The organism is Photorhabdus caribbeanensis (assembly GCF_018448885.1).
GTDB classification, from domain to species: domain Bacteria; phylum Pseudomonadota; class Gammaproteobacteria; order Enterobacterales; family Enterobacteriaceae; genus Photorhabdus; species Photorhabdus caribbeanensis.
Map to the genome: position 1 here is coordinate 70230 of NZ_RCWB01000024.1, position 11147 is coordinate 81376.

Annotated in this window: 10 protein-coding genes; 7 read left to right on the forward strand and 3 right to left on the reverse strand. The window is 42.0% G+C overall.

Annotated elements, in window-relative coordinates; translation table 11 throughout:
- The first annotated feature begins 8 nt into the window (after window positions 1-8).
- The 6 genes from sufB to EAE90_RS15970 all read left to right on the forward strand — a co-directional run bounded on the left by sufB (window position 9) and on the right by EAE90_RS15970 (window position 6593).
- Window positions 9-1505, forward strand: coding sequence for a Fe-S cluster assembly protein SufB (sufB, locus tag EAE90_RS15945; RefSeq protein WP_214054291.1), 1497 nt, complete (start codon window positions 9-11; stop codon window positions 1503-1505).
- Between the two features lie 57 nt (window positions 1506-1562).
- Window positions 1563-2309 (forward strand): Fe-S cluster assembly ATPase SufC, encoded by a 747-nt coding sequence (gene sufC, locus EAE90_RS15950; RefSeq protein WP_214054292.1) that lies wholly within the window; start codon window positions 1563-1565, stop codon window positions 2307-2309.
- A complete protein-coding gene (gene sufD / locus EAE90_RS15955; RefSeq protein WP_214054293.1) occupies window positions 2284-3597 on the forward strand; it encodes a Fe-S cluster assembly protein SufD in 1314 nt (437 codons plus the stop codon). The genes sufC and sufD overlap by 26 nt, the downstream gene beginning before the upstream one ends.
- Complete coding sequence (gene sufS / locus EAE90_RS15960; RefSeq protein WP_214054294.1) at window positions 3594-4832, forward strand: cysteine desulfurase SufS; 1239 nt, start codon at window positions 3594-3596, stop codon at window positions 4830-4832. The genes sufD and sufS overlap by 4 nt, the downstream gene beginning before the upstream one ends.
- 37 nt (window positions 4833-4869) lie before the next feature.
- The gene (gene sufE, locus EAE90_RS15965) at window positions 4870-5286 is read left to right on the forward strand and encodes a cysteine desulfuration protein SufE (RefSeq protein WP_214054295.1); all 417 of its coding nucleotides are present in this window, start codon (window positions 4870-4872) and stop codon (window positions 5284-5286) included.
- A 233-nt stretch (window positions 5287-5519) separates the two neighbouring features.
- Window positions 5520-6593, forward strand: coding sequence for a L,D-transpeptidase family protein (locus EAE90_RS15970; protein ID WP_214054296.1), 1074 nt, complete (start codon window positions 5520-5522; stop codon window positions 6591-6593).
- A 108-nt stretch (window positions 6594-6701) separates the two neighbouring features.
- Here EAE90_RS15970 and EAE90_RS15975 read toward each other — a convergent pair whose 3' ends face one another.
- Entirely contained in the window at window positions 6702-6938 is a 237-nt protein-coding gene (locus tag EAE90_RS15975; RefSeq protein ID WP_036805405.1) for a major outer membrane lipoprotein, read from the reverse strand.
- A 440-nt stretch (window positions 6939-7378) separates the two neighbouring features.
- Here EAE90_RS15975 and EAE90_RS15980 point away from each other — a divergent pair, with 440 nt between their 5' ends.
- Complete coding sequence (locus tag EAE90_RS15980) at window positions 7379-8233, forward strand: enoyl-CoA hydratase-related protein (protein WP_214054297.1); 855 nt, start codon at window positions 7379-7381, stop codon at window positions 8231-8233.
- A 1016-nt stretch (window positions 8234-9249) separates the two neighbouring features.
- On the opposite strand, the gene pykF is transcribed toward EAE90_RS15980, so the two are convergent.
- Both pykF and EAE90_RS15990 read right to left on the reverse strand, forming a co-directional pair.
- Entirely contained in the window at window positions 9250-10659 is a 1410-nt protein-coding gene (gene pykF / locus EAE90_RS15985; protein WP_214054298.1) for a pyruvate kinase PykF, read from the reverse strand.
- A gap of 310 nt (window positions 10660-10969) precedes the next feature.
- Window positions 10970-11147, reverse strand: a 178-nt coding sequence (locus EAE90_RS15990) for a transposase (protein ID WP_281422327.1), incomplete at its 5' end; no start/stop codon positions are given.

An 11147-nucleotide genomic window follows, 5' to 3' on the forward strand; every position in this document is an offset into this window, starting at 1 on the left:
ACCAATATATGTCTCAGAGCAATGTAGAAATCAGTGATGATGTGCAGACTTGGCTCAGCGATCATCGCTATAAAGAAGGCTTCTTCACTCAGGTGGCGACGGATGAGTTGGCTAAGGGTTTGAGTGAAGAAGTTGTGCGGGCCATTTCTGCGAAACGCAATGAGCCTGAATGGATGCTTGAATTTCGGCTGGAGGCTTATCGCCATTGGTTAGGAATGGAAGAACCTCATTGGTTGAAAGCCAATTATCCCAATCTTGATTATCAGGACTACAGTTATTATTCAGCACCTTCATGCGGTGCTTGTGGTGATAGTTGCGATTCACAATCTGGCGCTGTTCAAGGAACAGGGGCGGAGCAAGCTAATAGTTATTTAACCGCGGAAATTGAAGAAGCATTTGATAAGTTGGGTGTTCCTGTACGGGAAGGTGAAGCTGTTGCGGTAGATGCTATTTTTGACTCCGTTTCTGTTTCAACGACCTATCGGGATAAGTTAGCGAAAGAAGGGATTATTTTCTGCTCATTTAGTGAAGCAATACAGGAATATCCCAGATTAGTCCGTAAATATCTCGGCAGTGTAGTCGCAAGCCACGATAACTTTTTTGCCGCGTTGAATGCCGCCGTGGCTTCTGATGGTACTTTTGTTTATGTGCCAAAAGGGGTTCGATGTCCAATGGAACTGTCCACCTATTTCCGTATTAACGCTGCGAAAACGGGACAATTTGAGCGCACTATCCTGATCGCTGATGAAGGCAGTTATGTCAGCTATATAGAAGGATGTTCCGCACCGGTGCGTGATAGTTATCAACTTCATGCCGCTGTTGTCGAAGTGATTATCCATAAAGATGCCGAAGTGAAATATTCCACGGTACAAAATTGGTTCTCAGGGGGTGATAGTACCGGGGGGATTCTCAACTTCGTCACTAAAAGAGCGTTATGTGAAGGCGAAAATGCCAAAATGTCTTGGACTCAATCGGAAACAGGTTCTGCAATTACCTGGAAATATCCCAGTGTGATCCTGAAAGGGGATAACTCGATTGGCGAATTTTTTTCCGTTGCTCTGACTAACGGCACTCAACAGGCAGATACCGGCACTAAGATGATCCACATTGGCCGTAACACTAAATCGACCATTATTTCAAAGGGCATTTCTGCCGGCCGTAGTCAGAACAGTTATCGTGGGCTGGTCAAAATATTACCGGGAGCGGAAAACGCTCGTAATTATACCCAATGTGACTCCATGTTGATTGGTACTGAATGTGGCGCACATACATTCCCTTATGTAGAAGTACAGAACAATACGGCGCAACTGGAGCATGAAGCGACAACCTCCCGCATTGGTGAAGATCAATTGTTCTATTGTTTGCAACGTGGCATCAGTGAAGATGATGCGATTTCCATGATTGTTAATGGATTCTGTAAGGATGTGTTCTCTGAACTTCCCCTTGAATTTGCCGTTGAAGCACAAAAATTGCTGGCGATCAGCCTTGAACACAGCGTCGGATGAGTTTTCCCTGTTTCCCTTTTTTATGACAGAACGTTAAGTCGTTCGAAGGCATGTAATATGTTAAGTATTAAAAATTTACGAGTCAGTGTTGAAGGTAATGAGATCTTAAAAGGATTAAACCTTGAAGTTAAACCGGGTGAAATACATGCCATCATGGGGCCAAATGGTTCCGGTAAAAGTACATTATCAGCAACGCTAGCTGGCCGTGAAGAGTATGAAATTGATGATGGTGAAATCACCTTTAAAGGCAAAAACTTACTTGGATTTGAGCCAGAAGAGCGAGCCGGGGAGGGGATTTTCCTGGCTTTTCAATATCCGGTGGAAATTCCGGGCGTCAGTAATCAGTTTTTCCTGCAAACCGCAGTGAACGCTGTTCGCCAATATCGCCATCAGGAGCCGCTGGATCGCTTTGATTTTGCCGATTTTATCGAAGAAAAAATTGAATTGCTGGATATGCCGCCGGATTTATTGACACGTTCAGTCAATGTCGGCTTTTCCGGTGGTGAGAAAAAACGTAATGATATTCTGCAAATGGCCGCGCTGGAGCCGACACTTTGTATTCTGGATGAGACAGATTCAGGGTTGGATATTGATGCATTGAAAATTGTGGCTAATGGCATGAACTCGTTACGTGCTCCAAACCGCTCGTTCATTATTGTTACCCATTACCAACGTATTTTGGATTATGTGAAACCTGATTTTGTGCATGTACTTTATCAGGGACGAATTATTAAATCCGGTGATTTCAGTTTGGCGAAAAAGTTGGAGGAGCAAGGTTATGGCTGGCTTATTGACCAACAGTGAAAAAGCTGAAAAGGTGCGGCAGGTTGCAGAACGTAACCAGCAAGCATTAGCACGTTTTGCAAATTTATATCGTTGCCGTCATGGTGAGGATTCATCTCATGCCAGTTTGCATTGGCAACGAGTCACTCAAACCGGCTTTCCCCAATTCAGGCATGAAGATTGGCGTTATACTCCGCTGGATAAATTGTTAAATCAGCAATACAGCAGCAAAACTTGGGAATTGACAGTAACCCAATGCGAACAACTGGCGATTCCAATGGATTGTTGGCGTGTCGTGATGGTGGATGGTTGTTTTTCACCTTTACTGAGTTCCTACGATTTTGGGCCCTATCAACTAAATTTACTGGACAACAAAAGTGGGCTTCCGGCGCCGATACAGGGTGAGATTTTTCTGCATCTGACAGAGAGTTTGGCTCAACAACCTTTGGTTATTACGTTAAAGGCTGGGCAAGTGGCTGAAAAGCCGCTGTACCTGCTGAATATAACCAGTGGTCATTGTAGTGAAGCATTGAATAGCAGTCATTACCGCTACCACATTGCCGTAGGCACGAATGCGAGTGCCAGCGTGATTGAACACTTCGTCAGTATTAATGAACAGCAACCTCATATGACAGGAAGCCGATTAACTGTGGAAGTGGGAGATAATGCCCATTTTACCCATATAAAACTGGGGGTTGAGAACAGTGCAAGTTATCACTTTGCACATAACGATATTGTGATTGGTCGTGATGCTCAAGTAAAAAGCACCAGCTTTTTATTAGGTTCTGGGCTTGGCCGACACAATACCAGTGTTAAATTGAATGGCGAAGGGGCTAATCTGTCGTTGAACAGCTTGCTGTTGCCACAAGGAAAAGAGGTCGCTGATACTCGTACTTATTTGGAACATAATAAAGGGCATTGTGAAAGCCGTCAGTTGCATAAAACCATTGTGATGGATCAGAGCAAAGCGGTATTTAACGGCATGATTAAAGTGGCGCCTCATGCATTGAAAACTGATGGACAAATGACTAATAACAATTTGTTGTTAGGTAAACAGGCAGAAGTAGATACCAAACCTCAACTGGAAATTTACGCTGATGATGTTAAATGCAGTCATGGTGCGACCGTTGGCCGGATAGATGAAGAACAACTGTTTTATCTGCAATCACGCGGTATCGAACGACGTGATGCAGAGCATATGATGGTACTGGCTTTTGCTGCTGAGCTAACTGAATCTATTGCAGATGAATCCCTGAAAGCCGTTGTTATGAAACATATTAAGCGCCGTTTAGCGAGAGTGGAAAAATGACTTTTTCTGTAAAAAAGGTGCGGCAAGATTTTCCGGTGTTAGCTCAACAGGTTAATGGTCATCCATTGGTTTATCTTGATAGTGCAGCCAGTGCTCAGAAGCCGGTTTCGGTTATTGAACGAGAAAGTGAATTTTGTTTGCACCAATATGCGGCAGTTCACCGGGGAATTCATATCCTGAGCTCTGCGGCTACTCGGATGGTTGAAAATGTGCGTCACCAGATGGCGCAATTTATTCATGCTCGAAGTGATGAAGAGATTGTATTTGTCAAAGGTACGACGGAAGGGATTAACCTGATTGCCAACAGTTATGGCCGCAAATTTATCAATAGCGGCGATAATATTGTTATTACTGAAATGGAACATCACGCCAATATCGTTCCGTGGTATATGCTGGCAGAACAGATTGGGTTTGAAATCAGAATATGGCCGTTGAATGAGAATGGCGAATTGGATCAAGCAATTTTAACCTCTTTGATTGATTCACGTACTAAATTACTCTCTTTTACTCACCTTTCTAATGTGCTTGGCACCGTAAATCCTGTACGTCAAATCATAAAACAGGCAAGAAAACTGGCTGATGAGCAGGGGAGTCAGTTACATATTCTGGTCGATGGCGCTCAGGCCATTATGCATAAGAAAGTTGATGTGCAGGATCTGGATTGCGACTTCTATGTTTTTTCCAGCCATAAATTATATGGTCCGACAGGCATTGGTGTGCTTTATGGGCGTAAATCCCTGCTGGATGCTATGCCTCCTTGGGAAGGGGGTGGCGCGATGATAAAACAGGTTAGTCTGCAAAAGGGGATAACCTATGCGGAACCACCGTGGCGATTTGAAGCGGGAACCCCAAATATAACGGGAATTATTGGGCTTGGCGCTGCTGTCGATTATGTCTCTTCACTTGGGATGGATGAAATTCAGCAACATGAACAGGCACTGATGGATTATGCAATGGCACGGCTGAAAGAGGTCAGAACCCTGAAATTGTATGGTCCTGAGCAACGTCAGGGAGTTATTGCTTTCAACCTTGGTCAGCACCATGCTTATGATGTGGGAAGTTTCCTGGATCAATATGGAATAGCGATCCGTACCGGACATCATTGCGCCCTTCCTTTGATGGAACATTATCACGTTTCCAGTATGTGTAGGGCATCATTGGCGATTTATACTACGCAAGAAGATATTGATGCGCTTGTTGTTGCATTGCAGCGGATAGAGCAGTTACTGGGTTGAGCTGGTTGTAGATCAAAAGAGTGATAAGGAAAACGTCATGGCAAGTTTGCCCGACATAAGCAAGTTATTACGTAATTTTTCCCGTTGTCAGAACTGGGAAGAAAGATACCTCTATATGATTGAACTGGGGGCGAGGTTGCCTCCTCTTACTGATGAACAACGCGAACCTGAGAATTTAATTGCAGGTTGCCAGAGTCAGGTGTGGATACTGTTGAGAACGAATCACCAAAACAAAGTGGAATTTATTGGTGACAGTGATGCCGCTATTGTTAAAGGATTGGTTGCGATTGTCTTTATCCTGTTTCAGGATAAAACGCCCCAGGAGATTCTGGATTTGGATGTGACTGAATATTTTGGAAAATTGTCTTTGGAGCAACATCTGACACCCTCACGCACGCAGGGGCTGCATGCGATGATATGCGCCATCCGAAATAGGGCAAGTAAAATGGTTTAAATACCAGTCTTGCGCATTTTACTGATAACATATACGGCTGATAAGGCTTCAACCTTTTAACACTTATACCCTATGGATTTCAAGATGCATCGCGACGGCAAGGGAGCGAATCCCCGGGAGCATAGATAACTATGTGACCGGGGTGAGCGAGTGCAGCCAACAAAGAGGCAACTTGAAAGATGACGGGTATAAATTTATTCGATAACATTCAGCAGCCATTCCAGGAAGCAAGCATGAAACGAGTTTTAACGTTTATTGGCGTGTTATTGTTAAGTGGACTAGCTAACACCGTTAGCGCCACAGAATATACTTTGCCAGCAGCCAATAGCCGTTTAATTGGCGAAAATACTACATTTGTTGTACCCGATGATGGGCGTTCCTTGGAAGCCATTGCTGCCGAATATGAAATTGGTTTACTGGCAATGCTGGAAGCTAACCCAGGTACTGACCCTTATTTGCCTACTCCAGGTTCTGAACTGATTATTCCGTCACAAATGTTGTTGCCTGATACACCGAGGCAGGGGATTGTGATTAACCTTGCAGAACTTAGACTTTACTACTTCCCTAAAGGGAAAAATAAAGTCATCGTTTATCCGATTGGTATTGGGCAACTTGGTCGCAATACGCCTGTAATGACAACCTCTGTCAGCCAGTTAATTAAAGATCCAACTTGGACACCGACTAAGAATATCCGTAAGCATTATGCTGAACAGGGGATTACCTTACCTGCGGTTGTTCCTGCCGGTCCTGAAAACCCAATGGGCTTATTTGCGTTGCGCTTAGCCGCCGGGCGCGGAGAATACTTAATCCACGGTACGAATGCTGATTTTGGTATCGGCATGCGGGTGAGTTCCGGTTGTATCCGTTTACGTCCTGATGATATTGAAACGTTATTCAACACAGTGCCCCGCGGAACGCGAGTACAGATCATCAATGAAGCAGTTAAGTATTCTGTAGAACCAAATGGCAAGCGTTATATTGAAGTGCACCAGCCGTTGTCTAGGAAAGAGAATGATGATCCACAGACATTACCTATTGTCCGATCAGCGGATTTAAACAAGTTTATTGATAATAGCAAAACGGATAAAAATATTGTTGAACAAGCGATAGTACGCCGTTCTGGTATGCCGGTGCTGGTAAGTGAAGGCATCGGGTCTGAAACACAGCAGGAGTTGCGAGAAGAGAATATCGTACAGGTGGAAGATGATGATGTTAAAGGTGTAGAACAAGCGGTGAATAAAGATGTATCTGAACCGTTTAAATTACCACCGTTATATCAACCAGGGCCAATCTATCGGGAAAATTAATATTTTATTGCGACAAGGAAGTCGGCAAATATTTATCTAACAGAATCCGATGGTAAAAAACGGCGCACAGATAGACTGTGCGCCGTTTTTGTACATAATTACAAAAAATTATTTTTTGTAGGAACGAACTTGATTATCCAGACGCTGATTCGCACGAGCTGCATCGTCTTTAGCGGCTTGAATGTCAGTACGTACTGCGTTCACGTCATTGCTCAGTTGATCAACTTTTGCATTCAGAGTCTGAATGTCAGAAGTCAATTGGTCAACCTTAGCAGTGCTTGAACAACCAGCCAACAGAGTAGAAGCCAGAACTACTGCACCCAGTACAATTTTAGTACGATTCATTATAATACCCTCTAGATTTAAGTTAATCTCCAAGTAGCCATGTAAGTATTACACAAAGTTTTTTAGAAAGAGAATAAATTTTTATCATGAAAACCAATTATTTCAATTTTTCTCTTTAACGAGTGGATAATTTTCATCTAAATGTAAAAAAACAAAACCATTGAGTAACATTTTAATCAAAAAAAGCCTATTCCATGAGGGAATGATATTCTTCGAAATAATTTTAGTTAAAAATTCTTATAAATAAAAAATACAACATCCAGGTCATCTTGCATCTATTGAACCATCGGGACATCTCTTTAAGGAAGCCATTTTTTATACATAAATTTAGGGGTTCTCTTAAAACAAATTTGTTAACTGAATCTTATTGTAGATGAACAACTTGACAATGTTCAGGTTGAATCCTAGGCTCAAATGCAAACTGGTAAGAGGAATTTGTTATGTTAACTAATCAATCTAACGAATATTTTAACATCAACATTATTGACAACGGAGTTGCTCATTTACAACTCAGTTGTCCCGAAAAGGCAAATCGTTTGACGCTTGGGTTCTGGAAACGGTTTCCTGAGGCAATAGAGCAACTGAGTCGTTCAGGTGAAGTTCGGGCAATGGTGATCTCAGCACAAGGAAACACATTTTGTGGTGGGCTTGATCTGCAAATTTTTGCTTCTAGTAAAGAGGCTAATACGGCTAATCCTAATGAGCGGGAATCGATGCAGTTCAGCTTATTGCAAATGCAGGAGGCGATAAACGTATTGGAGCGTGCACGATTCCCTGTTATTGCCGCAGTGCAAGGCGCCTGTCTTGGCGCAGGTTTTGACTTAATTGCTACATGCGATTTTTGTTTTGCTACTGAAAATGCGAAGTTTCGTATAGAAGAAACCAATATCGGCATGATGGCTGACTTAGGTATTCTGCAACGTTTGCAACATTTGATCCCAGGGGGAATGGCTCGCTATCTTGCCCTTACTGGAGATACGCTGAGTGCGGCTCAGGCTCATGATTTGGGGCTGGTGGTAAAGGTGTTTCCTTCTACAGAGACATTAATCGAAGGCGCTCTTGAGACTGCCCGACGTATTGCTGATCGGCCTCCTGTTGCCATTAATGGGATTAAACGAGCTATGATTTACAGCCGTGATCATGGTGTCTACGAATCATTGCAACAAATAGCACTTTTGCAAGCTTCGATTTTTAGTCGTCAAGATATTCTGTGCTCGGTTCAAGCGAAAGCGACTGGAACAAAAAGTGAGTTCCAAAACTTAAGTGAAGTCGGTAAAGCTTTCGATGAGCCGTGATTGACTGAGGCAGAGGTATTGATGATATACAAAATGGAGTCTTCGTAAATCATGTAGTGCTGGAAAATGTTACCATTGTTGAGGGTTAAGCTATTTTATGACTACGAGAAAACAGAGAATGGTAATTATTATGACTTTTTGTAGGGTTATAGATTTTTACGAAAAATCAAAAATAATATATGTTAATAATATTCCTGTTTTCTGTAATGCTGATTAAGTATTTCTATGGTGATTTGTTATTAACAATATTTAAAGCGTTGATAAAAGATTATCTTTGTTCCGTTTAATTTAACGCTCGTGCTTAATGACTTGATTATAAAAATAGTAGTTAATGATAAACTTGCTAATAACTCTGTATCAGAGAGCACAATATTAAAAGATATATTTTTTAGGCGTGAATTAATTTATTTTTCATTTCCATCAACTGAGCTTCTCGCATGTTATTACTTAAATATGAATACCAATAGAACTGAGTGATAATCTGTATTTGCCATTAGTTGTATGGGTAGTGATGTAGGGTAGAGGTAATGCCAATGATAGAGAAAATATCGAAAGAAGAAAAAAATAGAGAGCCTTATTATTCCATTTAAGCCAATAGTACTCGTTATTCTCGAAATATATTTATACCCGTTATCTTTCAAGTTGCTTCTTTGTTGGCTGCACTCATTCACTTCGATCACATAGTTTGCTATGCTCCCGGGGATTCGCTCTCTTGCCGTCGCGATCCATCTTGAAATTCATAGGGTATATATATTTTGGCTGATTGTTTAATCTGTCCAATTTAAAATGGGAAGTTTAAAAAATCAGAATTAAAAGTGGTGATTTTAAATTTGTGGTTAATGGTAAATAAAATTGTTTTTTCATTCATTGTAATAGATAAGATCGAAATAAATCAGTGAATGTAATTATTGGGAAAATAATTTGGTATTACATCAGTTGATGGAGAAAATCAGATATTTAATGTTCTGAAACATCGCCATATTTGCGATGTTTCAGAAATAAAATAACTTATTAAATTAAAGTACGTGAACAGACGAGGTGTTGGTTGTACCGCTTGGAACCAAAGCGCCAGAAACCATAACCACGATTTCACCTTTCTCCGCCAGGCCGCTTGCTAGTGCTGCTTCTTTACCAATGCGGTAGAAATCGTCGGTAGAGGCGATTTCTTTAACAATTTGGGTAGAAACGCCCTTAACAAGCAATAATTGACGGGCAGTCACTTCATTAGTGGTTAATGCCAAAATAGGGGCGCCAGGGAAGTACTTACGAATGGATTTGGCAGACTTACCGCCATAGGTTGCGACCACAATCAAAGGGGCTTCCAGTTTTTCTGCTGTTTCAACGGCGCCACGACACACCGCTTCGGTTACGCGCAAGTTACGGCAATTGACGGCTTCGATACGACTTGGCATTACGCGGTCTGTACGTTCACAAATCGTTGCCATAATAGTCACCGCTTCTATTGGATATTTGCCTTTTGCACTTTCGCCGGAAAGCATAACCGCATCAGTGCCATCTAAAATAGCGTTAGCGACATCACCGGCTTCCGCACGGGTAGGGCGCGGGTTTTTAATCATGGAGTCGAGCATTTGAGTTGCAGTGATAACAACTTTGCGAGCGATGTTACATTTTTGAATCATCATCTTCTGGGCGAAGATCACTTCTTCTACCGGGATTTCGACGCCTAAATCACCACGGGCAACCATGATCCCGTCAGAAACTTCCAGAATCTCATCAAAATTGTTCAGACCTTCCTGATTTTCAATTTTAGAGATGATTTGAATATTTTCACCGCCGTGCGCTTTCAGATGTTCACGGATTTCCAGAACATCTGAACGTTTGCGGATAAAAGAAGCGGCGACGAAATCAACACCTTGTTGGCAACCAAAGATCAAATCTTGTTTATCTTTTTCAGCCAGAGCTGGCAGACTGATAGATATACCCGGCAGGTTAACACCTTTATTTTCACCAAGATCACCGTTATTCAAAACCTGGCAAATGACCTCTGACTGAGTGACTTCTTTGACTGTCATGCCGATCAAACCGTCATCAACTAGCACGGTATTACCGGGAGTCAAATCCGCAGGGAAACCACTGTAAGTGACAGCTACACGATCTTTATTACCGATAACCGATGTGTCAGTGGTAAAAGTGAAGGTCTGACCTGCGGTTAGAGAGACATCATGACCGCCTTCCAGCTTCATAGTCCGGATTTCAGGGCCTTTAGTATCCAGTAAAATAGCGGCTTGTTTACCTGTCTTAGCCATAACTGAACGGATATTTTGAATACGCTGACCGTGCTCTTCATAGTCTCCATGTGAAAAGTTAAGGCGCATAACATTCATGCCAGCATTCAACAGTTCGGTCAGTTTTTCTTCGGATTCTGTTTTTGGCCCGATAGTACAAACAATTTTGGTTTTTTTCATGACAATCTATCTACAGGTTTTAATTGGATAAAATAGTGAAACCGCCAACTTTATGGTTTGCGCAGATACCATATGGTGTTGAACGTTGCGCAACATCATTAAGGAGCAGGTGGCGAGGAAGACATGCAGTGCTTTTCGTGTGAGGTTAGGCACATGTAATTATGCGAGTTTATACATACGATCAATCTGTAACTTTTCAGTGTTCGGCAAATCAAGGAGCTGAAACCATTCAACTATAAATTGTGCCGTATTATAGAGACTTATTTCTGTGAAATGAATCGAAAAATGATTATGTGAACCCGAATTCTGCTTAAGCCATCATTGAAATATCTTTCTCTGAGTAGAAAATTTTCAGTGATGGCTTTTTCAATTTAAGGCTGTAAGCAATCAATCCACCTAAAACACACAACAGAAAGCCTTTTATACTTCGGTGGCGCGAGTGCTCAATTTGAGAAATGGTCTTTAATTGCCCATTAATCGTTTCGATG

Coding starts and splice junctions, on each gene's coding strand:
- sufB (WP_214054291.1), top strand. CDS start 9: ATGTCTCAGAGCAATGTAGAAATCAGTGATGATGTGCAGACTTGGCTC.
- sufC (WP_214054292.1), top strand. CDS start 1,563: ATGTTAAGTATTAAAAATTTACGAGTCAGTGTTGAAGGTAATGAGATC.
- sufD (WP_214054293.1), top strand. CDS start 2,284: ATGGCTGGCTTATTGACCAACAGTGAAAAAGCTGAAAAGGTGCGGCAG.
- sufS (WP_214054294.1), top strand. CDS start 3,594: ATGACTTTTTCTGTAAAAAAGGTGCGGCAAGATTTTCCGGTGTTAGCT.
- sufE (WP_214054295.1), top strand. CDS start 4,870: ATGGCAAGTTTGCCCGACATAAGCAAGTTATTACGTAATTTTTCCCGT.
- EAE90_RS15970 (WP_214054296.1), top strand. CDS start 5,520: ATGAAACGAGTTTTAACGTTTATTGGCGTGTTATTGTTAAGTGGACTA.
- EAE90_RS15975 (WP_036805405.1), bottom strand. CDS start 6,938: ATGAATCGTACTAAAATTGTACTGGGTGCAGTAGTTCTGGCTTCTACT.
- EAE90_RS15980 (WP_214054297.1), top strand. CDS start 7,379: ATGTTAACTAATCAATCTAACGAATATTTTAACATCAACATTATTGAC.
- pykF (WP_214054298.1), bottom strand. CDS start 10,659: ATGAAAAAAACCAAAATTGTTTGTACTATCGGGCCAAAAACAGAATCC.